The following is a 21507-nucleotide window of genomic DNA, read 5'->3' on the forward strand; positions in this document are numbered from 1 at the left end:
TACCGAACGCGGCCGGACGGCTCTTCAGCCGTCCGGCCGCGCGGTCGCACCCGCCCTCTCGGCGCCCGTCGGGCTCAGTGGTCGGCGCAGCAGGGCGTCGGGTCCGGCACCTCGAAGGGGACCAGGGTGCCGCCCGCGGCGGGCATCGCCGCGAGGACCAGACGACCGTCGCGCCACTCCGGCCTGACGTGCTCACGGGTGACCAACTTCGCCTCCGGGTCCGGACCTTCGGGCGAGCCGAGCACGGTGACCTGGTCAACCGCCGACACTTCCAGCAGCCGCGCGACGGTCATGACGCCGGTGACGGCGTCGGCCCCCGGGTACAGGACGGCACGGCCGCCCGTGCGCGCCGTGTGCTCCGCGGCGGCATGGGCGGCTCCGGCCGCGAGCTCGTCGGGCCCGTGCGGCTCACCGCCGAAGGCGACGCCCAGGAGGACACCGGGGCCGGCGTCGGGACCGGACCCCTTCTCGGTGAGCCGCTGCCGGATCGCGCGGGCCGCACGCTCCGACGGCACGGCGAAGGACAGCGCCGTGTGCGGCCGCCGCCCGTCCCGTACGTGATGCGTGCAGCCCAGCACGTGGTCCTTCAGGCCGAGTTCGGCGGCGAGCGCCAGCAGCAGGTGGTCGGCCTCCCGCAGGGCTCCCGTGTGACCGGTGTCGACTCCGACGACGTACCACTCGCTCACGACGGGAGGACCCACACCGGGTTGGAGTAGAACCACAGGTCCTTCCACGGGTCGGCGTCGCCGAGGACGTCCACGGCCGGACCCACCGGGTCGACCGCCGCGCCCCTCAGGCCGACGGCGGAACGGTTGCCGTCGGTGCCGCGCAGACGGACGTACACCGGGTGGTCGACGGCGCCGAGGTCGTAGGTGAGGCGGACCGTGCCGGCCGACTTGTTCACCTCGTAGGACTTGGTGACCCGCGCGGTGGGGGCGGTGATCGTGTCCCGGTCCGCGGCCGCGCCCGTCACATCGCCCTGGATGACGTCGACTCGCGCCAGCTTCGGCACGAAGCCGGCCCAGTTGGGGCCGCCGGCCAGTCCCACGTCGACGGTGAGGGTGACCCGGGTGCCCTTGCGCACGTGCAGGGCGCCGCCGAGGGTGGCCCAGCGTCCGCCACCCGAGACCCGGGCGTCCAGACCGCTGAGGAGCTGCCCGTGGTCGACCCACACCCGCCCGGCGCGGATGCCGTCCATCACGGCGGAGTACGAGAACCCGTCGGAACCGACGTGCGTACGGCTGTACTGGCCGGGCCAGTAGTCGCCCTGGGTGAGGTCGATCTTGCCGCCGTAGACCGGGTCGGTGTGCCGGCCGTTGGCGTCGAAGTCGCTGTCCGGTCCGCCGCGTACGGCGGTGTCCGTGTAGACCTGGTGGGAGTCGGAGTTGGCGGTGATCCACCAGGGCTTGCCCTCGGCGAGGAGGCTGTCCCACAGGCCGCCGACGGTGGCGGTCATCCAGTCGAAGCCGCCCCAGGTGCGGTAGCTCTCCAGCGGGTACCCGGCGAAGGAGTTGGCGCTCGGGCTGTTGTCGTACAGACCGCGCGCGACACCCATGCCGTACGTCTTCTCGATACCGCCGCCCTGGTGGCCGGGCGCGCCCTCGAAGCCGACGGCGATCTGGTGGGACGCGGGGGTCGCGTCACGCCAGGCGCGGATCTCGTGCGGGGAGTCGAGGCCCTTGCGGGCGGGGTGGTTGGCCAGCATCAGGATGTCCTTGACGCGGCGCCGCTGGACCTGATCGGCAAGGAAGTTGAGGCCCGCGATGGCGAGCGCCTCGTTGGCGGGCGTCGAGTCGGAGGCGTTCTTGACGCTGCCGTCGTAGTCGGTCTCGAACTGCTTGAGAACCGCGACCTCGTTGCGGCCCGGGTGGACGAAGACGGTGCCGTGCTCGGCGGCCGGGATGTTCCACTCCAGGCCCTGGAAGACGAGCGTGTCCTCGTAGGCGTCCCGGGCCTCCCGGATGTCCGGGTTGACCTTGTCCACGCCGATCTTGGCGTGCGTCACGCTGCCGTGGTCGGTGATGACCATCCAGTCCAGGCCGTGCGCGGCACCCTGGCGGACCTGGTCGCGGACGCGGTACTTGCCGTCGCTGCTGTACTGGGTGTGGATGTGGTGGTCACCGGCCAGCCACAGGAAGCCGTCTCTGCGCCGGCCGCCCGGGGAGGCGTAGGCGGGGGTGGCGGCCCCCGCGAGGACGCTGCCGGCGGCGAGGCCGGCACCGAGCAGTCCCGCGCGGCGCAGCAGTGAGCGGCGCGACTGCTGCTCGGGGGTGAGGGCCTCGTCGGGCACGGAGGTGTCGAAGGCGGCGGGGAGCGCGGCGCCCGTCTCCTCGTGGTCGTGATGGTGGTGATGGTGATGCCCGTGCTCGTGTCCGTGCGTGTGCCCCATGACCGCCTCCTGAATTCCGCCCCGCCCCTGCGGGCGCGTCATGAGGAGATTCGGCGCGGAGCATGAACGGCGGGCGGCGCCCTCGTGTTCGCGGGGCGACCTGGGTCGGTCAACTGCCCTTACCTAAAGGCCTGTTGACATTCCGGATGTCCGTTGCGTCAGGACTTCCGCGGAGTTGACGGTCCGCCGGGACTAGGGTTCTGCCTGGGTTCCCTAGGAAATGGTCTGTGGCGAAAAGGTGGTGCTCATGGCTCGTGCCGGGCTCACGACCGAGCGGGTCGTGCTGGCCGCGGCCGATCTCGCGGACGAGATCGGCTTCGAGAACGTCACCGTGGCGGCGCTGGCCCGGCAGTTCGGGGTCAAGGACGCGAGCATGTACGCGCATGTGAGGAATCTGCGGGAGCTGCGCGAGCGCATCGCGCTGCTCGCGTCGGGAGAGATGATCGACCGGATCGCCACCGCCGTGGCCGGACGGGCCGGCAAGGACGCGCTCGTCGCCTTCGCCGACGCCTATCGGTCGTACGCGCTGGAGCGGCCCGGCCGCTACCGGGCCACCCACACACAGCTCGACCCGGCCCTCGTCGCCGGGACGACGGCCTACCGCCGCACAGCCGAGGTCACGTACGGCATGCTGCGCGCGTACAGGCTGTCCGAGCCCGATCTGACCGACGCGGTACGCCTGTTGCGCAGCACCTTCCACGGTTACTGCAACCTGGAGGCGATCGGTGGATTCGGCGCCCCGCGCTCCGTGGAGGCGTCGTGGCGGCACGCGCTGGACGCGCTGCACGTGGCCCTGGAGCACTGGCCCCGCGCGGAGGAGGACCGGCACTGACCCGCGCCCATCACCCGGTGCCGGTGGGTCCGAGCGGGCTCGTCACCGGGTTGTTCAGATACTGATGGATCACCGAGCTGCGGTAGTCGACGATCTCGGGTCTCTCGCTGAGGCGGTCCAGCAGGAAGGAGTGCAACCGGTCGACGTCCGGGACGGCTACATGGACGAGGAAGTCCTCGCCGCCCGCGACGACGAAGACGGACAGCACCTCGGGGAGACCGGCCGCGTACTCCTTGAAGCCCTCGACCACCTCGCGGCTCTGCGGCCGCACCCGCACGGACAGCAGCGCCTGGACGGGGCGGTCGAGGGCGCGCAGGTCGACGGCCGCGTGGTATCCGGTGATCACACCGCGCTTGCGCAACGCCCGTACCCGCTCCAGGCAGGTCGACGGAGCGATACCGAGCTGACGGGCCAGATCCCGGTTGGTCTGCCGGGCGTCGCGCTGAAGGTGCTCCACGATCGCCGCATCAAGTTCATCCATGACCGCCACCCTTCCCAATCTGCCGAATTGAATTCGGCAGACGGTCCGACGATCACACCTTCCGCCCGCCGCCGAGGTCATCGTCCGAACCAGTCGCCCGGGCTCGGCCTCGTTGTCAGTCCTCGCCTGTACGGTCCCGCCATGACTGAGAGACCGACTGCGAACTGGCGTCACGGCATAGCCGAAGAGGCGGAAGAGCTTGCCGACGGCACTTTGGATCCCGAGTGTGCCTGCATGGCTGAGCTCTTCCCCGATGAACTGCTCACGGCCACCGATGCGGTCCTCGACACCTTCGAAGGCGAGATTCCCCGACTCGGCGAGGCCGCCGACGACCAGGTCCTCGCCGTGGTGGAACGCGTCGTCCTGGCCCTCAACGCCGTGAACGACGCGCACGACAGAAGGGCCTACGAGACCGGCGAACGAGAGCAACTGTGCGACTACATCGACCAGTCGCTCACCGAGCACGGCGTCGACATCGCGGCACTGACCGCCCGCCACGGGCTGGGCCGGTACGAGCTCACGGACGAGTGGCGGACATGGTAGGACCACTCGTCAGTCGGCGGCCTTCAAGTGGCCCAGCGCGTCTCCGAGGTCGCGTTCGATGGCGCCACGGGTCTGGAAGCCCTGCTCGAACAGCTCAGCCGTTCGCCGCTGAGTCTCCTCACCTCGGACGAGTTGCTGGAACAGGGCCGCGTCTGCCCGTACTTCGGCAGGACTCGGCAGGCTGACGGCGTTGACAGCCGACTTGGCCGCGACCAGCGCATCGCGGGGGAAGCCGCTCACGCGCGCCGCGACACCTGCCACGAACTCGTCCAGTTCGGCGTCGGGGACCGCGCGATTGACCCATCCATAGCGTTCGGCGAGGTCCGCGTCGAAGTCCGACGACGTCAGCAGGACTTCCAGCGCACGGCCCCGGCCCATCAGCCGGGTCAGGTGCTGGATCGCGCCCGCGCCGGGGGGTGCCCCGATTCCCACTTCGGGCTGGCCCAGGACGGCGTTCTCCCGCGAGGCGAAACGCATGTCGCAGGCGAGCAGGAACTCACTTCCCGCTCCCCGGGCACGGCCGCGCAGCTTGGCGATGGTGACAGCCGGGAGCAGGCTCAGCTTGCGGAACAGCATTCCCAGGGAGGCGTCACCGGGGCCTCCGGCCTTCGCGGCCTCTGCGGTGTACTCGGGGACCTTCGTCATGTCGACGTGCGGGAAGAAGAAGTCGGCGTCCGCACTGTCGAAGATCACTACGCGGGGGGCGGTCGGGTGCGACAGCTCCTCCAGCAGGGCGACGAGGTCCCGCACGACCTCGGGACCGATGAGATTCATCGGCGGCGCGTCGAAGGTGGCGGACAGGACGGTGCCGTCCAGCCTGGTCCTGATGGTTTCGTACGAGGCGGTCATCTCGGTCTTCATGCTATGCCGCGCCGCACCAGTTCTCCTGATGGCCGTGACCTTGCCATGGGTTCAGCCCTGGACGGCTGAGCGGCAGCCCTGAGGACTGCGGCGCGCGCCGTCAGTGCCGTACGGCCTGGCCCGCGTGGACGGCGCGCAGGGCGCGCTCAGCGGTCTCCTGGTTCTCACCGACCGGGGCCACGTAGTCGATGACGTCGCGCGCGGCGTCCTCCCCGAGCATTCTGGTGATCACCCAGGTGGCGAGATACTGCGAGGCCAGGCAGCCGCCCGCCGTGGCGATGTTCCCCTCGGCGTGGAACGGCGCGTCCAGCACGGTGACGTTGCGGGCTTCCACAAAAGGCCGGCTCTTCATGTCCGTACAGGCGGGCATGCCCTCCAGCAACCCGAGCCGGGCGAGCACCAGCGCGCCGGAGCACTGCGCACCGATCAGCTGGCGCGAGGGGTCGAGCGGCAGCCTTGCGATCAGCCGGTCGTCGGCGACCACCTCTCGCGCCTTCACCCCGCTCCCGATCAGCACGACATCGGCCTCGGTCACGAACTCCATCGGGCGCTGACCGGTCACCTCGACACCGTTCATGGACGTGACCATCGGCGTGGGTGTCGTGATGAACGCCTCCAAGCCGTCCTTTCGGCACCGGTTGATCAGCGCGGAGGCGATGAAGCTGTCGAGTTCGTTGAATCCGTCAAAGGTGACCACGGCTACCTGCATGGCATCTCCTCGAAGCACGGCACGGGAGTGCAGTCTCCCAGGACGCCGCGCCCAGGTCACAGGCCAATCGGCGATCGGTGGCTGCGCCGGCTCCGCGTCGACCGGCCGGTCTGCCGCACCGGAGCGGGGTCCGGACGGTGACCTCTCTGTCAGAGGAGCCCCAGATCGCCCAGTTCCTTGTGCAGGTCCGCGCGCGGGTTGTCGGTGTCCGCCCGCGGGGTGCGGCGGGCGGGAGCCCGTCCGGCGTCGTCGGACCGCGTGGGCGGGAGGGAGCGTGGGTCGCGGTCCCGGAAGAGCCAGGCTCCGGCCAGACCGCCGATCAGACCGCCGAGGTGTCCGAGCCAGCTCACCCCCGGCGTCCCGGGTACGGCGACGGTGAGCAGGTAGGCGAAGGACGCCGCCATGACGACGCCGATCAGGGTGTCGATCAGGTGACGGTCGAAGATCCCGCGGACCACGACGTAGCCGAAGTACCCGAAGATCAGGCCGCTGGCGCCCACCGTGTCCACGCCGCCTCGCTCGAAGAACCACACCACGAGCCCGCTGGTCATCGCCACGAGCAGGCTCAGACCGAGGAAGCGGGCCACGCCCCGGTAGGCGGCCAGGAATCCGAAGACGAACAGCGGCCCGGAGTTGCTCTCGATGTGCGCCCAGCTCCAGTGCAGGAAGGGCGCGCTGAGGATGCCGGGCAAGGTGCCGAAGTCGCCGGGAACGACCCCGTAGTCCCGCGAGAGGGCGTAGTGATCGGCGTAGTTGGCCAGTTGCACCAGCCAGACGATCACGAGGAACCCGAACATCACGAAGAAGGCCTTCCGGGCCTCCGCGATCATCTGTTCCGCGTCCACCGGGCCTCTGCCGCCCCGTTCCTGGCCGAACCCACCCATGACTCGCTCCCCCTCCCCCGGCGGATCCGTTGTCCGCCTCACCCCGAACTCTAGGGAATCCCGGCGGAACCGCTTCCGCTCAGGCCCCGTCTCCGGGGCGTCCCTGTCGCACCACCACGGTCGGCCCCGGGGACGTGGCCTCCCCACCCGCGGACGCGGCAGAACCACCGGGACCGTCGAACCGGAAGCTCACCGTTTCTCCCGGGATCCAGGTCACCGTCACGTCGTACGCTCCCGGCCTCCCGTCCTCGGGCGCCGTCACCCGTACGGACACCAGGTCCGTGAGCGGGCGGGGGTCCGGCTCGGCGGTCAGGCGGACGAGGGCCACGAAGAGGGCGGCGGCGTCCCCGGTGACACCCTCCCCCGTCGCCGACAGGCCGTGCACGGGCAGGAGTTCGGAGCGCGCGCCGTCGCGCGCGGCCCAGCCCGTGACCCGTACGGGCGTCCCGGGGGCCGCGCCCGACACCAGATGGGCCCGCACCTCCACGGCGCCCCGCGCGACCACGAGGCAGGCGACCCGGACGCCCTCCGAGACGGTGTGCCGGGACGCGGCCCAGCCCTCCCCGACACCCAGGGGCTCGATCCCCGTACGGCTCGCGTCGGCACCGACGATGACGCTGTTGTCGTACGACAGCGAGGGCTCCGTCACCGTCGAGTAGGCGAGCCGCGTGTAGAAGGGGTCGTACCGGACGTCCTCGCTGCCGTGGTTGTGGAGGCGGACCAAGCCGTCCGAACGCGTCGCCTGCAGAAGCCAGTTGGGCGGTCCGATCGGTGTGACGGCGTCGGCGCGCTCCGTGGGACCCGGCTCCTCCTGGGCCGTCCAGACCTCGTGCTCCGGGGGCAGCAGCAGACCGACGAAGGCCTTGCTCGCCCAGTACGGCGAGGCGGGGCCGGAATAGTGCTGCAGGAACGCCTCGTCGGGGCCGCGCCAGCCCAGCGTGAGCAGGCCGTTGTCGTCCACCGCGCCCCGGTCGAGGAAGTAGCGCAGGGCGCCCGAGGCGAGACGGCGGGTCTCCCCCGGGGACAGGGGCGTACGGCCGGTGAGCGCGCCCAGCCACAGGGGGGCGGTGGTCGCGAAGCGGTAAGTGAGGGAGCGCCCTTGGAGCATCGGCGCGCCGTCGCCGCCGAACAGGCGGGCGTAGTCGGCGAGATGGGCCTCCAGGCGGTCGGCGTACAGGTCGAGCAGCCGGGTGTCGTCCGCCAGCCAGGCGTGCAGCACCGGGTAGAGGTGCATCGCCCAGCCGTTGTAGTAGTCGAACTTGCGCCCGTGGCCGTCCGTGTACCAGCCGTCACCGAGGTACCACTGCTCGATGCGCTCCAGGCCGCGGTCGATCGCGGCGCGTGACACCTCGGGCTCGTAGCCGACCTCCTGGAGGAAGCCGCCGACCGTGACCGGGAACAACTCCCAGTTGCAGGGCCACGGTTCGGCCGTCAGGGCGTCGCCGAGCCACTCCGCGGCCCGCTGCCGTACGCCGTCGTCCAGGCGGTCCCACAGCAGGGGCCGGGTCAACCGCAGCGCGAGCGCGATCGACGCGGCCTCGACGAGCGGCTGGCCGCGGTCCTCGACCCGGGGCCAGATGCCGGCCGTTCCCGCGGCCAGCCCCTCCGCGTACCGCTCCAGGACCTTCTCGTCGCGGCGGAAGCCGGCCAGCAGCAGCGTCCGGGCGTAGCCCTCCAGGCCGTCGGAGAGCCTGCCGGACGTGCTCGTGTGCCGTCCGGGGAAGTGGTAGAGGGCTCCGTCGTCGGTGGCGTACGGCGCGACCGCGGCGAGCAGGGAATCGGCGACCGCCTCCCAATGGGCGCGCGTACAGCCGGTGTACGGGCTCAGGGAGCGGTCCTCGGAAGGTTCGGCGGGCGTCACACGGGCCTCCTGTCTGGGCTGCGCCGGGCGTCTCGGCACGCCGGCGCCTCGTCACGCCAGGTGCCTGGGCGTCCGGGGCGTGGCCGAGGGTCGATACCTGGGGCGCCCCGGTTCCGGTCGGGACGCCCCAGGGACTCATCCCACCCTCACCAGGGCCCTCGGCACCAGATGCAGGGCGAGGAGTTCGTCGCGGACCAGGGCCGCGTACACCGTGGCGCCGTGCACCGAGGTGTGGGTGTTGTCCCGCTTCTCGTTGTAGAGGTAGATCGCCTTCGATCCCTCGACGCCGAGTGATTCGACAAGGGCCTTGGTCTTGGCCGTGAGGTCGATGAGGGGCACGTTCTCGGCGGCGGCGACCGAGCGGATGACCGCGGGATGGTCCACGCCCAGGCCGTTCACCAGCAGCGCGGTGCCGTTGTTCAGGGTGCCGTCCGCGTTGAACCAGCGGCGGACGATCGGCGTGACGAGCACGGGTTCGCCGCCCCGCGCGCGGACGCCCGCGACCAGCGTCTCGAGGTTCGTACGGTACGTCGCCTCGTCGGTCGTCTTGTCGTTGTGGGCCAGCTGGATGAGCACCAGGTCGTGCGCGCGGATGAGCGGCCGGACGGTCGGGAAGAGCGCCGGGTCGGCGAGGTAGGTGACCGTGCTCTCCCCTGAATCCGCGTAGTTGGCGACGGAGAGCCCCTTCCTGAAGTACTGCGGCAGTTGCTGACCCCAGCCGGAGTACGGGTCGCCCGGCTGATCGCAGACCGTCGAGTCGCCGACCAGGAAGATCTGTCGCGTGCGCGTGCGGCCGTCCTCGCGGTGGGCCGGGCCGGGTCCTCGGAGGGCGGCCGGAGTCACCCGGATGTCGGCCAGCGCGGGCGCCGACCCGCCGATCACGAGGTCCAGGCCCGGGGTGCCCTCGGGGCCGGTCGGTTCACCCTCGGGGGTCCGGACGTTCACGGTGAACCCGCGCGCCACGGGCCGGCCGGCCTCGGTGACGGTCTCGGGGAGCAGGGAGCGGCGGGTCTCGCCGCTGATCGACGTACTGGCCGCGGTGCCGCCGCCGAGAAGCACCCTGACGTCGTAGGTGCCCGGCGGGACGTCGAAGTGGCAGGCGGTCGCCGTGCAGTTCTCGCTCCCCAGGACGGGGCGCGCCGTACGGGCCTGGGCCGGGGCGGTCGACAGCGCACCGGCGGCGACCACCGCGAGCAGCGGGACGGCGAGGGTGAGACGTCTCATGTGCGGCTCCTCACGACGGGGCGACAGGACGACGTGACCTGGTGGCAGGACGGTACCGCTCCCGGACAAGCGCTTACTAGATGGCAGCCTAATCTCATACAACAGCCAACTTCCACCGTGCGAAAGCCCTTTCGCGATGACGGTTCGACTGTCACTCTGCGAAACATCCGCCCCCCACCTCCCCACCCCCGAAGGAGGCACCCCCCCATGCCCGGATCCCTGAACCGACCGGTCCGACGCCGCGCCTTCGTGCTAGGCGGCGCCGCCGTCGCCGGCACCGCCGCCCTCGCCGGGCCGCTCGCGACGACCGCGTCGGCAGCGGCCTTCGGCTGGAGCGACGACGGTTCGAACTACGTCGTCGACACCGGCGCGAGCCTCGTCTTCAAGGTGAGCAAGACCAACGGCGACCTGACCTCACTGGCCTACAAGGGCACCGAGTACCAGGGCTACGGCGGCAAGAACTCGCACGTCGAGTCCGGCCTCGGCACCTCCACCGTGACGATCACGCAGTCCGGCACGACGATCCTGATCTCCGTCGCGTACGGCACGCTCAAGCACTACTACGCGGCCCGCAGCGGCGAGAACAACGTCTACCTGTGGACCAACAAGGCCGACACCTCGGTCAGCGCCACCCGCTACATCGTGCGCGTCAAGGCGGGCCTGTTCCTCAACGACGAACCGGATTCCTACACTTACGCGCCCACCGTCATCGAGTCCGCGGACGTGTTCGCGAAGTCGGACGGCCAGACCCGCTCGAAGCACTACGCGAAGCGCCGCGTCATCGACTACTCCGCGATCGGCTGGACCACCGGAAGCGTCGGTCTGTACATCGTCCGCTCGAACCACGAGAAGGCGTCCGGCGGCCCGTTCTACCGCTCCCTGCTGCGCCACCAGAGCACGGACGGCGGCGGTCTGTACGAGATCCTGTACTACGGCGAGAACCAGACCGAGGCCGAACGCTTCGGCCTCCAGGGCCCGTACGTCATCGCCTTCACGGACGGCGGCACGCCCTCCTCCTCGCTCTATCCGGGCACCCTGACCACCGCGTGGGCGGATTCGCTCGGCATCTCCGGGTACGTCGCGGCGAGCGGCCGGGGCAAGGTCGCGGGCGTCGGCATCTCGGGACGCGACACCGCGTACGCGTACACCGTCGGGCTCGCCAACTCGGCTGCCCAGTACTGGGGTTCGGCGCGTTCATCGGACGGCTACTTCTCGATCGGCGGCGTCCTGCCGGGGACGTACACCCTCACGGTGTTCAAAGGCGAACTCGCCGTCCACACCACCTCGGTGACGGTCACGGCCGGTACCACGACCACCCTGAACACCCTCGCCATCGCGTCCTCGAACGACCCGGCCAACGCGAGCGCGATCTGGCGGATCGGCGGCTGGGACGGCACGCCCTCCGGGTTCAAGAACGCGGACCTGATGACGTACGCCCATCCGTCCGACGTCCGGGCGGCCGCGTGGACCGGGAACGTGGTCATCGGCAGTGGCAGTGAGGCCGCGTCCTTCCCGGCGTACATCTGGAAGGACGTCAACAGCGGTCTGCTCGTCTACTTCAAGTTGACGGCCGCGCAGGCGGCCGCCGCGCACACCCTGCGGATCGGGGTGACCACCGCCTACGCGAACGGCCGGCCGCAGGTCACGGTCAACAGCTGGGTGTCGTCGATCCCTTCGCCGCCCACCCAGCCGAGCACCCGTTCCCTGACGGTCGGTTCGTACCGCGGCAACAACTACACGTTCACCTACAGCGTGCCGGCCGGCGCCTGGCTCACCGACACCAGCCAGTACAACGTGCTGAGGATCGACGTGGTGAGCGGTTCGGGGACGACGTCGTATCTCAGCGCCGGCACGTCGATCGACGCGCTGGATCTGCTGGCCTGAAGCCGGTGTCGGTGATTCCGGCGCTCAAGTGCCGCGCGTCCACTGCTGGTTGGTGCCTCCGTTGCAGGTGTAGGTGATGAGCGCGGCGGAGTTGGCGGTGGACGCGCCGGACACGTCCAGGCACTCGCCGGACGCCCTGGCCTTGAGGAGCGCATAGCTGCCGGAGGCCGTCACGGACCACTGCTGGGCAGTGGCGCCGGCGCAGTTCTCCTGGGTGACCCCGGTGGCGTTCTCGGTCAGGCACAGGGAACTGCCCCGGCCCATCAGCTCGTAGTAACCGCTGCCGAGCGACTTGAACCAGAACCTCTGGTTCGCCCCGCCGTTGCAGGTGTACTGGGCGAGCGCGATCCCCTGCCACAGCGACTGGTTGGGCACGTCCGCGCACTTGGCGGAGTGACGGGCCGTCAGGGTCTCGTAGGTGGCGTTCGTTCCGCCCGCGGTCCCGGCGGCCGTGTCGACGGTGATCTCCGGGGACCAGGACAGCGACATCGTGGTCGTCGTCGGGAAGGCGAGCGGCAGCCAGAGGTAACGGGAGTCGTCGACCGTGCCGCCGAAGGAGTCGCCCCAGCGGTCGCCCATGTAGAGATACGAGGTGCCCGAAGTCCCCTGCACGGGAAGGACGTACGCGGTCTGCGAGCCGTACGCCGTGGAGTCGCCGACGTTCGCCATCGCGGTCCAGGGGCCGGCGAGCGAGGTGGCGGTGGCGTACTGCTGCTGGTTGGGGCTCCAGCCCGTGGCGGCTGAGGTCAGCATGAAGTAGACGCCGCCCCGCTTGAAGAGCGCGGGTGCCTCGCGGTGTCCGCCGTGCCAGGGGTCGGCGACGAGGGCCGCGATGCCGGTGTAGTCGGCGGTGAGCCGGTAGATCTGGAGGTCGTAGTTCTCGCGGGCGGCGGAGACCATGTAGCCGGTGCCGTCGGTGTCCACGAACGTCGTGATGTCACGGGACATGTACTGGCCGAGCGGCTGGAAGCTGCCCTGGTAGGTGTAGGCGCCGTCCACCGTGTCCGACACGGCGACGGCGGCGCGCGCCTCGCTGTAGTCGACGCCGTTCTCCTTGTGCATCCACATGACGAACTTGCCGGTGGACGCGTTGTACATGACCTTGGGCCGCTCGATGTAGGCCGTGCCCAGTTCGGCGGCGCTCGACTGGGTCAGGACATGGTTGCGGAACTCCCAGTTCTTCAGGTCGGTGGAGCGGTAGGCGTCGACATACCTGAAGGTGTTGTCGGCGTTGCGGTTCTCACCGAACCAGTAGTAGTAGCTGCCCACTTTGACGACCCCGCCGCCGTGCGCGTGCACCGCGGCGCCCGAAGTGTCGGTGAACTGGGTGCCGTTGGTGATGGTCTGGGCCGCCGCCCGGGCCGGCCCGGCGGCGAGGAGTCCCCCGGCGACCGCCAGACAGAGGGCGACGAGGAGGGCGTACACGCGTCTCACCTTGCTCGCGCCGCTCACGCGGCTCGTAGAACTCGTACAGCTCGTGGAACTCTCGCGGATCGTATGGCTCATGCGGTGACCGTCCGTCCGGTATGCCGAACATTATCTGCGATTACGAACGCTGCCGCCGAAAAAGTAAGCGCGTACTACGACGAGGTCAACGGGGCGGACGGGACTGGTCCTTCGGGGTGGGGCTCGTGGGGCGGACGGGATGGTCAAGGGTCCGCTGCTGGTGCTGGTGCCGTGTTGCCGGACCCGCCAGGAAGCTACCGGGTAGGGGCCCGCGAGGAAGCGCTCTTACCGGCCAGGGGCCCAGCGAGTCCGTGGGGCGGGTGGGGCCGCCCTGCCCGCCCCGCGGAGTCACTGGTGCGGAGGAACCCGGCGGGCCGTGATCAGCTCGTGCAGGTAGCGCTTGGTGACGCTGCCTCCGTGCCGCTTCTCGATCAGCTCGGCGATGCAGTCGAGGAGGCCGCCGAGCGCGGGCGCCAGCAGTGCCCGGTGGTTGGAGTAGGTACGCAGGACGTCGAGATAGGCCGCGGTCGTATAGGTGATCTCCTGGGGGAAGCACCGGATCCCGACCGGACCGAGCCGGTCGGAGGCATCGAGCTCGGTGACGTCCGAGACCACCGTGGTCTCGTCGGACAGGCGCAGCTCGGGCGGTGTGTCGGGGTCCCAGCGTTCGTAGCAGCGCTGGGCACGCTCGAAGAACTCCGCCGAACCGCCCGCCACATGGTGGGTGGTGACCAGGGCGAGGGTGCCGCCCGGGGCGAGGGCGGCGGTCAGCCTGGGCACGCGTACAGCGGGGTCGATCCAGTGGAAGGCGGTGGCGCTGACGGCCAGCTCGAAGCGGCGGCCGGACGGGGGGTTCCACTCCTCGAAGGCGGCCACCTCGACGCTCGCGTCCGGGAACGGCCGCAGGTTCCGCCGGGCCACCGCCGCCAGCGAAGGACCCAGCTCGACCGCGGTGATCCGCAGTCCCGCGCGGGCCAGGGGCACGGTCAGTTGTCCCGTTCCCGGGCCCACCTCCAGGACGTGCCCGCCCGGGGACACTCCCGCCCCGGTGATCAGGGCCTCGACCAGAGCGGGCGGGTAGCCGGGGCGGGCACTGTCGTAGAGCTCGGCGACGTCGTCGAACCTGTCACGCAGCATGCGTCCAGACTAGGGACCGGCCCGGTGCCGCGTCGGCGGTTCAGCCGTGCAGGCCCCAGTGCCCCCGGTGGACGACCTCGGCCACTCCGCGCCTGCGTTCCGCGACACGGGCGCCCTGACCGGGAACATCGTCCGCCCGGTAGCCGACCGTGATGCCGCCGATCGGCGCGTACTCCTCGGGGACCCCGAACTCGGCACGGAAGGGTTCCAGATGCTCGGGCATGATCCCGAAGAAGCAGGCGCCGAGTCCTTCGTCCACCGCGCTGAGCAGCATCATGAGGGCGGCCATCCCCGTGTCGATGTACCAGTACGGGGCCGGCCAGCGGGCCTCGGCGCGTTCCTCCCAACCCTTGTCCGGCTCGGCGTAGCGCTCCAGGTAGGCCGTCTTGTGGGCGAGCGGCACGACGACCAGCGGAGCGTCCAGCATGGTCGGCGTCTGCTCGGCGCGGGTGGGGACGAACGGCCAGAACCGGGCGCGGTCGGCGGGGTCGGTGAGCGCCAGGAACGCCCAGCCCTGGGAGAAACCGGCCGACGGGGCCCGCAGTGCGGAGGCGAGGATTCTCTCCACCGCCTCGGGGTTCAGCGCTTTGTCGGAGTAGTGCCGGATCATGCGGCGGCGACGGACCACTTCGGAGAATTCCATGTCACCCGATCCTGCCAGGGGTCGGCCCGGAGGCGGCAGGGAGCCGTCGGGATCAAGCCTCGCGGAGCGACGGACGGCCGGTCGTTTCGGCCCGGCCACCACCGGCGACACCGGACGGTCGGGCAGGCGGACAGGCCCCCCGTGTCTCATGCGGCAGGACGGCCGTTCAGCAGGTGGACGCGGGCGGGCGCGTCGCCCCTGATCGGTTAGCGTCGTGGCATGGCCAGCGACAACGCCCCCACCTTCACCGCCGCGCTGTCCTCCGGAACGGTCGTACTCGACGGAGGCATGTCCAACCAGCTCGAAGCGGCCGGACACGACCTGAGCGACGAGTTGTGGTCCGCGCGACTGCTCGCGGACCTCCCCGAGGCGATCGTCGACGCGCATCTCGCCTACTACGAGGCGGGCGCGGACGTCGCGATCACCTCCAGCTACCAGGCGACGTTCGACGGATTCGCCCGCCGCGGCATCCCGCACGAGCGGGTGGCCGAACTGCTCGGCCTGAGCGTCGAGTCGGCGCGCGAGGCCGCCCGGCGCGCACACGCGAAGGGCGTCACGCGGCCGTTGTGGGTCGCCGCGTCGGTGGGCCCGTACGGGGCGATGCTGGCGGACGGTTCGGAGTACCGGGGGCGGTACGGGCTGAGCGTCGCGGAACTGGAGCGGTTCCACCGGCCGCGCCTGGAGGTGCTGGCCGCCGCCGCGCCCGACGTGCTGGCCCTGGAGACGGTCCCGGACACGGACGAGGCCCGGGCGTTGCTACGGGGGGTGCGCGGACTCGGCGTACCGGCGTGGCTGTCGTACAGCGTGGCCGGTGACCGTACGCGGGCCGGACAGCCGCTGGAGGAGGCCTTCGGCCTGGCCGCCGAGGCGGACGAGGTCATCGCGGTCGGGGTCAACTGCTGCGTCCCCGAGGATGTCGACGCGGCGGTCGCCACGGCCGCGCGCGTGACCGGAAAGCCGGTCGTGGTCTATCCGAACAGCGGCGAGGCGTGGGACTCCCGGGCCCGCGCCTGGACCGGCCGTTCCACGTTCACGTCCGCGCAGGTCGGCGGGTGGGAGCGGGCCGGGGCGCGGCTGATCGGCGGATGCTGCCGGGTGGGCCCGGAGGCGATCACGGGGATCACGACGACACTGCGGAGCGCGTAGACCCGCGCTTCACCCCGGAGCACCCCGGCTGACGGCTGACGGCTGACGGCTGACGGCTGACGGTCCGGAGCCGCCCCGCGTCCACGCCGGGCTCACGTCCGCCCCGCGCCGCCGCCCGAGCGGCGGAAACGGCGGACGGCCGACAGCGGCGTCGCGATGCGCGCGGAGGCGTCGCCGACGGGAGAGTCCGACGCGGGCGGCCCCTCCACCGGGCCGGCCGGACTGCCCGCGGACTTGCCCGCGGGCTTGGCGGGTCTCCTGACGGGCTTGTCCGTGGGCTTGGCCGCGGGGCCGCCGGTCGACCTGGCCGTGGGGCCGGTCACGGGTCGGGCTGCGGCTCTGGCCGATTCGGCATCCCACAGGGCGAGTTCACGGTCGCGCGGACCGTGCACGGTGTGCGGGTCGCCGGCGCCGAAGATCCGGACCGGATGCGAGGCGTCCCAGGCGGCCCACCCCGGGTCGCCGTCGACCGCGAACCGCACCCACGCCCCGTGCATGGCGTCCGCCAGTTCCTGCGGAGCGCCCTCGCCCGCGAGCTTCGCCGAATCCGGGGTGCCGGCGGTGTCGAAGACGAAGCCCAGCTCCAGGGCATGACAGGCACCGAGGTCGGGCACGTTGGACGGCCAGGCGAACTCGTAGACATGCGCCGAGGCCCGGTCCCCGCCGGGGACGTCCGCGTCGAGGGACGCGGTGGGCCGGCCGCTGCGCGCGTCGGCGAGACGGTGCAGCGGGACCCGCAGCAGATGATCGGTGATCATCTGCCCGACGAGATCGGCCGCGCCGCCCTCCGGGTGGATGGCGCGGTAGCCGCGAGGCACCTCGTGGCCGCAGTGGCAGCGGGCCATCGCACCGGCCAGGGCGACCGGGCCGAGCCGGTCGACACGTTCGAGGAGACCGCCCGGTACGAGCCACAGCCGGTACTCGTCACGGGTCCAGCCGAGCAGCAGGCCGATATCCGGCGCGGCGCCCTCGACGAGGGCCTCCAGCGGGTCGCGCGGCACGAGGTCACCGTCGACGACGATGCCGAAGGCGGGGCCACCGAGCACCGGACTGCTGAGTCTGCCCACATCGGCCTGAGTGCGCAGGAGCAGGTCGCGGTCGACGGCGGCGAACGCCTCGGCCGTGGCGGGAATCTTCAGCCGGGTGGCCATCCTGCGCACCATCCGGCGCACCTTGTCGCGGTCGCTCGCCTCGGGCGGCCCGCTCTGCAGGACAGCCCGGTGGAACAGGCCCTGGGCGCGCGGGCTCGCGAGCAGCGCGCCGATGCTGATGGCTCCGGCGGACTCGCCGAAGACGGTCACCCGGTCGGGGTCGCCTCCGAAGCGGGCCACGGACTCCCGCACCCACTCCAGCGCGGCGAGTTGGTCGCGCAGCCCCGGGTTGGCGGGCGCGTCCGGGAAGAGGCCGTAACCCTCCACGCCCAGACGGTAGTTGACGGACACGAAGACCACGCCGTCACGCGCGAAGGCCCGCCCGTCGTACACGGGCACGGCCGAGGAGCCGCGGGTCAGGGCTCCGCCGTGGATCCACACCATGACGGGGAGCCGGGCGCCCGGGTCCGGGGCCGGGGTCCACACGTTCAGGTTGAGGCAGTCGTCGCCTGGCACGACGGGGTCGGCGAGGAGCCGGGCGAACGCTTCGGAGTACGGCGGCTTCGGTGGCGTCGGCCCGAACGCGCCGGCGTCCCGGACGCCGTCCCAGGGCTCGGGCGGCACGGGCGGGCGGAAACGGCGGGCGCCGAAGGGCGGGGCCGCGTACGGGATGCCCCGGAAGACCGCGATCCCGCTCTCGTACCGGCCGCGCACCGCCCCGTACGGGGTCTCGACCACCGGGTCCTTCGTCTCCGCCGCCGGATCCACCGTGTCCACCGTCATCCTGGACCAGCTCCTCACCGTCGCGCGTCGTAAAGATCAGAGCACCACATCACTTCCCGGTATTCCTGCGGATGTCCCCCGTTCGGCCGATATCGCCGTGCGGCACGGCGGGGAGGGCAGGCACGGGTCGGCGCACGCCGGGCCCGAACCGGCCGTACCTCTGTGCGGCCCCTGTCAGCGGGCCGAGTCCGAACCGGCGGCCGAGAGCCTCCGCGCCGCCCAGCGGATGCCGCCGAGCAGATGTCCGCGGAAGTCGGGGTCCTCGTACGCCCGTGCCTCATGTCCGAGCGCGGTGTAGAAGACCCGGCCCGCGCCCTGTTCCCGGCACCACACCAGGGGGTGGTCGTCGCCCATTCCTCCGCCCTCGTAGGAGGATTCGTCGGCGGAGGCGAGCACGCGCACCGAACCTCGGGGGCTGGAGCGGAAGTCGTACCACTCGTCCGTGAACTCCCAGACGGGCGGCAGGTGCTGGGTCGCGGGATGTCCGTGGTCCTCGACGAGGACCCTGCCCGGCTGGAGGTCCGGGTGCCGGTCGAAGCGGGCGCCGAGCAGGTCGCCGTAGTGGGGCCAGTCGTACTCGGTGCAGGCGGCGGCGTGCACCCCGACGAAGCCGCCGCCGCCCTCGACGTAGGCCGCGAGCCGGTCGCGGCCCGGCGGCGTCAGCACCTCGCCGCTCGTGGACAGGAAGACGACGGCCGCGTACGGGTCGAGGGGCGCCTCGAAGACCGCTGGGTCCTCCGTGGCGTCGGCCGCGAAGCCGTGCGCGTCACCGAGGGCGCGGACGGCCGCGACGGCGGCCGGAATGGATTCGTGCCGGTAGCCGGTCGTACGGGTGTACACGAGAACGCGAAAGACCATGCCCGGAGCCTAGGGCGGCCCCTGCCCCGGCGGTACGGGGAACGGCCACCGGACGGGTGGGGCGTCCGGCCAGGCAGGGCGGAGCAGGGCAGGGCGGGCAAGGTGGGTACGGGGGACCGGCACAGGGTGACCGGCACAGGGTGACCGGCACAGGGTGACCGGCACAGGGTGACCGGCACAGGGTGACCGGCACGGGGTGACCGGCACGGGGTGACCGGCACGGGGTGTCCGATTCGTTCAAGACCGGCCGGGCGCCGCCCGCCTACGGTGACCGTATGACTCCACGATTCGATGTGATCGGCCTGGCGGTCTCCGACATGGCCGCCTCCCTCGCCTTCTACCGCCGTCTCGGGCTCGTCTTCCCCGACGGCGCCGAGAACGAGCCGCATGTCGAGGCCGAGCTGCCCGGCGGGCTGCGCCTCGCACTGGACACGGAGGACACCATCCGGTCGTTCCACGCCGGGTGGCGGCCCCCTGGCGGCGGCGGCAGGGTGTCGCTCGCCTTCCTCTGCGACAGCCCCGCCGAGGTGGACTCCGTGTACGAAGGGCTCGTCGGCGCCGGACACCACGGCGAGCTCAAGCCCTGGGACGCCTTCTGGGGCATGCGGTACGCCGTCGTGCACGACCCGGACGGCAACGGCGTCGACCTGTTCGCCCGGCTGCCCGGGGGACAGAACCCGGCACAGTAGTCCGGCTTCCCCACCTGAGTCCGGGCTGCCCTACCGGAGTCCGGCTTCCCTACCGGTGACCGACCAGCTCACCGAGGGTCGCTCCCGCCAGCTCCCGTACGTCCCGTGCCAGATGGGCCTGGTCCGCGAACCCGGCCCGGAGGGCGGTCTCCGCGAAGGGCACACCGTCGCGGGCGAGGACGAGGGCCCGTTGCAGTCGCAGGACGCGGGCCAGGGTCTTGGGTCCGTAGCCGAACGCGGCGAGCGAACGGCGGTGCAACTGGCGTGCGCCCAGGCCCAGTTCGTCGGCCGTCTCGGCGACCGGGCGGCCCGCGTCCAGGGCGGCCACCACCTCCCGGAGCAGCGGATCGGGGGGTTCGGCGTCGGCCGCCAAGAGCAGCGCAACCTCTTCGAGCGCGTACACGGGGTCGACGGCCGCGTCGATCCGCGCGGTGAGACGGCGCACCTCGGAGGCGGGCCACAGGTCGGACAACTCCACGCGCTGGTCCCGGAGCACGTTCGCCGGTACGCCCAGATAGGCGGGCGCGGTGCCGGGGAAGAAGCGGACGCCCGCCCAGCCGCCGGGCGCCCCGTCCGGAACGAAGGGGCGCGTGTCGGGACCGGCGACGAGCAACCGTCCCTCGGTCCACAGCAGATCCATGCAGCCGTCGGGAAGGACGGCTCCCCGAGCGCCCCCGGACTCGCCCCCGCCGGGCGCGGGACCGGGCAGGTCGCGGCTCCACACGACCGCACCCCGCAGCCGGGACGCCCGTTCCGCGTACATGCCCGCCAGGCTACGCCGGGCGCGCCCGCGTGAGCGTGGGGGAGCGTCCACGGCGTCGGCGTTGGCGCCTGTGCCTGCGCAGACGGAGGCCGGAAGGCCACAGAGCCCCTCTCCGACCGCCGTCCGGCCCGTCCGGCCCGTCGGCGGTCGGCGGTCGGCCGTCAGCCGTCAGCCGTCAGCCGTCAGCCGTCAGCCGTCAGCCGTCAGCCGTCAGCCGATCCTCGGCCCGGGCTCACTCCTGCGGAGGGTGCTCCTCGCCGTTCTTGTGGGCACGCGGGGTGTGGTGGGGGTTCTTGGCGTGCGTGCGCAGGCGGGACGTCACGTCCTCCGGGGGCAGGAAGCGCGACCAGCGTTCCGGGAACTCCGAGGGCATGTCGGGGTCGTCGGGATCGGCGTCGTAGGAACGGTGCGAGGCGACGCGGGCCACGTACTCGGCGGCCTGGGCCTCGCGCAGCCGCTCGTTGGCGGCACGCGCCGCTGCGGTGGCCGCGGCCGGCCAGACCCGGTCGATGGCGGCGTTGACGGCCGCGCCCACCAGGACGGCGAAGGCGGCGACACCGATCCACAGCAGGACGGCGACCGGCGCGGCGAGCGAGCCGTAGATGGAGGGGCCCTCGATGGCGTTGGTCAGATAGATGCGGAGCAGGAAGCTGCCGAGCACCCACATGGCGAGGGCGACCAGGGCGCCCGGCACGTCCTCGACCCAGGGAGAACGCACCGGGACGGACACGTGGTAGAGCGTCGTCAGGAAGGCCACCGACAGGACGATGACGACCGGCCAGTACAGGACCTGCACGACGGTCGTCGACCACGGCACGACGTGCACCACGGCGTCCGGGCCCGCCACCATCAGCGGGAGCAGGACCGAGCCGATCAGCAGCGCCACGATGAACAGCAGGAACGACATCACCCGGGTCTTCACGATGCCCCGGGTGCCGTCGAGGCCGTACATCACGGTGATGGTGTCGACGAAGACGTTGACCGCGCGCGAGCCCGACCACAGGGCGAACAGGAAGCCGAGCGAGATGATGTCGGGCCGGCCGCCCTTCATCACGTCGTGCAGGATCGGCTCGGCGATCTGGTGCACGCCCTTCTGCGTCAGCACCCTGCGGGACGCGTCCAGGATGTTGGACTCCACGCTGGCGATGGTGTCGGCGCCGGTCCAGGCGTCCACGTATCCGAGCAGCCCGACCATGCTCAGCAGCAGCGGCGGCACGGACAGGAGCGTGAAGAAGGCGGCCTCGGCCGCCAGCCCCAGGATCCGGTACTCCATGCACGAGTTG

The 21507-nt window shown here is 71.6% G+C and carries 20 protein-coding genes; 5 read left to right on the top strand and 15 right to left on the bottom strand.

Annotated elements, in window-relative coordinates:
* Positions 1–74: 74 nt before the first annotated feature.
* A complete protein-coding gene (locus ACIQRL_RS14545; protein ID WP_401331411.1) occupies positions 75–686 on the bottom strand; it encodes a hypothetical protein in 612 nt (203 codons plus the stop codon).
* Positions 683–2389, bottom strand: a complete 1707-nt coding sequence (locus ACIQRL_RS14550) for a PHP domain-containing protein (protein WP_401331413.1) — start codon at positions 2387–2389, stop codon at positions 683–685. Before ACIQRL_RS14550 ends, ACIQRL_RS14545 begins: the two co-directional genes overlap by 4 nt.
* A gap of 247 nt (positions 2390–2636) precedes the next feature.
* Here ACIQRL_RS14550 and ACIQRL_RS14555 point away from each other — a divergent pair, with 247 nt between their 5' ends.
* Positions 2637–3221 (top strand): TetR/AcrR family transcriptional regulator, encoded by a 585-nt coding sequence (locus tag ACIQRL_RS14555; RefSeq protein WP_401331415.1) that lies wholly within the window; start codon positions 2637–2639, stop codon positions 3219–3221.
* Between the two features lie 10 nt (positions 3222–3231).
* Here ACIQRL_RS14555 and ACIQRL_RS14560 read toward each other — a convergent pair whose 3' ends face one another.
* Entirely contained in the window at positions 3232–3702 is a 471-nt protein-coding gene (locus ACIQRL_RS14560; RefSeq protein WP_401331417.1) for an Lrp/AsnC family transcriptional regulator, read from the bottom strand.
* 234 nt (positions 3703–3936) lie between these two features.
* Between ACIQRL_RS14560 and ACIQRL_RS14565 the strand changes: the two genes are divergently transcribed.
* On the top strand, positions 3937–4245 hold the full coding sequence (locus ACIQRL_RS14565; protein WP_401331419.1) for a hypothetical protein: 309 nt from the start codon (positions 3937–3939) through the stop codon (positions 4243–4245).
* 9 nt (positions 4246–4254) lie between these two features.
* On the opposite strand, the gene ACIQRL_RS14570 is transcribed toward ACIQRL_RS14565, so the two are convergent.
* From ACIQRL_RS14570 to ACIQRL_RS14590, 5 genes are all read right to left on the bottom strand, one after another.
* Positions 4255–5106, bottom strand: a complete 852-nt coding sequence (locus ACIQRL_RS14570) for an enoyl-CoA hydratase/isomerase family protein (protein WP_401331421.1) — start codon at positions 5104–5106, stop codon at positions 4255–4257.
* Positions 5107–5206: 100 nt separating this feature from the next.
* The gene (locus ACIQRL_RS14575; protein WP_401331423.1) at positions 5207–5815 is read right to left on the bottom strand and encodes a DJ-1/PfpI family protein; all 609 of its coding nucleotides are present in this window, start codon (positions 5813–5815) and stop codon (positions 5207–5209) included.
* A 149-nt stretch (positions 5816–5964) separates the two neighbouring features.
* Complete coding sequence (locus ACIQRL_RS14580) at positions 5965–6699, bottom strand: rhomboid family intramembrane serine protease (protein ID WP_401331425.1); 735 nt, start codon at positions 6697–6699, stop codon at positions 5965–5967.
* Positions 6700–6778: 79 nt separating this feature from the next.
* Positions 6779–8560 carry a DUF2264 domain-containing protein gene (locus tag ACIQRL_RS14585; RefSeq protein WP_401331427.1) on the bottom strand — a complete coding sequence of 594 codons (1782 nt, stop codon included), beginning with the start codon at positions 8558–8560 and terminating at the stop codon, positions 6779–6781.
* Positions 8561–8695: 135 nt separating this feature from the next.
* The gene (locus ACIQRL_RS14590; protein ID WP_401331429.1) at positions 8696–9784 is read right to left on the bottom strand and encodes a rhamnogalacturonan acetylesterase; all 1089 of its coding nucleotides are present in this window, start codon (positions 9782–9784) and stop codon (positions 8696–8698) included.
* A gap of 207 nt (positions 9785–9991) precedes the next feature.
* Between ACIQRL_RS14590 and ACIQRL_RS14595 the strand changes: the two genes are divergently transcribed.
* Positions 9992–11668, top strand: coding sequence for a rhamnogalacturonan lyase B N-terminal domain-containing protein (locus ACIQRL_RS14595; RefSeq protein WP_401331431.1), 1677 nt, complete (start codon positions 9992–9994; stop codon positions 11666–11668).
* 24 nt (positions 11669–11692) lie between these two features.
* Here the strand turns inward: ACIQRL_RS14595 and ACIQRL_RS14600 are convergent, their stop codons facing one another.
* The 3 genes from ACIQRL_RS14600 to ACIQRL_RS14610 all read right to left on the bottom strand — a co-directional run bounded on the left by ACIQRL_RS14600 (position 11693) and on the right by ACIQRL_RS14610 (position 14894).
* On the bottom strand, positions 11693–13102 hold the full coding sequence (locus tag ACIQRL_RS14600; protein ID WP_401331750.1) for an RICIN domain-containing protein: 1410 nt from the start codon (positions 13100–13102) through the stop codon (positions 11693–11695).
* A 360-nt stretch (positions 13103–13462) separates the two neighbouring features.
* Positions 13463–14251 (bottom strand): class I SAM-dependent methyltransferase, encoded by a 789-nt coding sequence (locus ACIQRL_RS14605; protein ID WP_401331433.1) that lies wholly within the window; start codon positions 14249–14251, stop codon positions 13463–13465.
* A gap of 40 nt (positions 14252–14291) precedes the next feature.
* Positions 14292–14894 (bottom strand): nitroreductase family protein, encoded by a 603-nt coding sequence (locus ACIQRL_RS14610; RefSeq protein ID WP_401331435.1) that lies wholly within the window; start codon positions 14892–14894, stop codon positions 14292–14294.
* 219 nt (positions 14895–15113) lie between these two features.
* On the opposite strand from ACIQRL_RS14610, the gene mmuM reads away from it, so the two are divergent.
* Positions 15114–16040, top strand: coding sequence for a homocysteine S-methyltransferase (mmuM, locus tag ACIQRL_RS14615; protein WP_401331437.1), 927 nt, complete (start codon positions 15114–15116; stop codon positions 16038–16040).
* A gap of 92 nt (positions 16041–16132) precedes the next feature.
* Here mmuM and ACIQRL_RS14620 read toward each other — a convergent pair whose 3' ends face one another.
* Positions 16133–17914: a carboxylesterase family protein gene (locus ACIQRL_RS14620; protein ID WP_401331439.1), complete on the bottom strand. Its 1782-nt coding sequence runs from the start codon at positions 17912–17914 to the stop codon at positions 16133–16135.
* A gap of 174 nt (positions 17915–18088) precedes the next feature.
* Entirely contained in the window at positions 18089–18772 is a 684-nt protein-coding gene (locus ACIQRL_RS14625) for a ThuA domain-containing protein (protein WP_401331441.1), read from the bottom strand.
* A gap of 275 nt (positions 18773–19047) precedes the next feature.
* On the opposite strand from ACIQRL_RS14625, the gene ACIQRL_RS14630 reads away from it, so the two are divergent.
* Positions 19048–19461, top strand: a complete 414-nt coding sequence (locus ACIQRL_RS14630; RefSeq protein ID WP_401331443.1) for a VOC family protein — start codon at positions 19048–19050, stop codon at positions 19459–19461.
* Positions 19462–19510: 49 nt separating this feature from the next.
* On the opposite strand, the gene ACIQRL_RS14635 is transcribed toward ACIQRL_RS14630, so the two are convergent.
* Positions 19511–20224: a helix-turn-helix domain-containing protein gene (locus tag ACIQRL_RS14635; protein WP_401331445.1), complete on the bottom strand. Its 714-nt coding sequence runs from the start codon at positions 20222–20224 to the stop codon at positions 19511–19513.
* Positions 20225–20456: 232 nt separating this feature from the next.
* A complete protein-coding gene (locus tag ACIQRL_RS14640; protein ID WP_401331447.1) occupies positions 20457–21497 on the bottom strand; it encodes a YihY/virulence factor BrkB family protein in 1041 nt (346 codons plus the stop codon).
* Positions 21498–21507 lie beyond the last annotated feature (10 nt).

Origin of the sequence: Streptomyces sp. NPDC091209, from assembly GCF_044757755.1 — a bacterium.
Taxonomy (GTDB): Bacteria; Actinomycetota; Actinomycetes; order Streptomycetales; family Streptomycetaceae; genus Streptomyces.

What these genes read in the sequence shown, in the direction of transcription:
- ACIQRL_RS14610 (WP_401331435.1), bottom strand. Translation starts at nt 14,894, where the DNA reads ATGGAATTCTCCGAAGTGGTCCGTCGCCGCCGCATGATCCGGCACTAC.
- ACIQRL_RS14550 (WP_401331413.1), bottom strand. Translation starts at nt 2,389, where the DNA reads ATGGGGCACACGCACGGACACGAGCACGGGCATCACCATCACCACCAT.
- ACIQRL_RS14560 (WP_401331417.1), bottom strand. Translation starts at nt 3,702, where the DNA reads ATGGATGAACTTGATGCGGCGATCGTGGAGCACCTTCAGCGCGACGCC.
- ACIQRL_RS14575 (WP_401331423.1), bottom strand. Translation starts at nt 5,815, where the DNA reads ATGCAGGTAGCCGTGGTCACCTTTGACGGATTCAACGAACTCGACAGC.
- ACIQRL_RS14620 (WP_401331439.1), bottom strand. Translation starts at nt 17,914, where the DNA reads ATGACGGTGGACACGGTGGATCCGGCGGCGGAGACGAAGGACCCGGTG.
- ACIQRL_RS14640 (WP_401331447.1), bottom strand. Translation starts at nt 21,497, where the DNA reads ATGGAGTACCGGATCCTGGGGCTGGCGGCCGAGGCCGCCTTCTTCACG.
- ACIQRL_RS14625 (WP_401331441.1), bottom strand. Translation starts at nt 18,772, where the DNA reads ATGGTCTTTCGCGTTCTCGTGTACACCCGTACGACCGGCTACCGGCAC.
- ACIQRL_RS14635 (WP_401331445.1), bottom strand. Translation starts at nt 20,224, where the DNA reads ATGTACGCGGAACGGGCGTCCCGGCTGCGGGGTGCGGTCGTGTGGAGC.
- ACIQRL_RS14555 (WP_401331415.1), top strand. Translation starts at nt 2,637, where the DNA reads ATGGCTCGTGCCGGGCTCACGACCGAGCGGGTCGTGCTGGCCGCGGCC.
- ACIQRL_RS14565 (WP_401331419.1), top strand. Translation starts at nt 3,937, where the DNA reads ATGGCTGAGCTCTTCCCCGATGAACTGCTCACGGCCACCGATGCGGTC.
- ACIQRL_RS14570 (WP_401331421.1), bottom strand. Translation starts at nt 5,106, where the DNA reads ATGAAGACCGAGATGACCGCCTCGTACGAAACCATCAGGACCAGGCTG.
- mmuM (WP_401331437.1), top strand. Translation starts at nt 15,114, where the DNA reads ATGGCCAGCGACAACGCCCCCACCTTCACCGCCGCGCTGTCCTCCGGA.
- ACIQRL_RS14630 (WP_401331443.1), top strand. Translation starts at nt 19,048, where the DNA reads ATGACTCCACGATTCGATGTGATCGGCCTGGCGGTCTCCGACATGGCC.
- ACIQRL_RS14605 (WP_401331433.1), bottom strand. Translation starts at nt 14,251, where the DNA reads ATGCTGCGTGACAGGTTCGACGACGTCGCCGAGCTCTACGACAGTGCC.
- ACIQRL_RS14590 (WP_401331429.1), bottom strand. Translation starts at nt 9,784, where the DNA reads ATGAGACGTCTCACCCTCGCCGTCCCGCTGCTCGCGGTGGTCGCCGCC.
- ACIQRL_RS14580 (WP_401331425.1), bottom strand. Translation starts at nt 6,699, where the DNA reads ATGGGTGGGTTCGGCCAGGAACGGGGCGGCAGAGGCCCGGTGGACGCG.
- ACIQRL_RS14595 (WP_401331431.1), top strand. Translation starts at nt 9,992, where the DNA reads ATGCCCGGATCCCTGAACCGACCGGTCCGACGCCGCGCCTTCGTGCTA.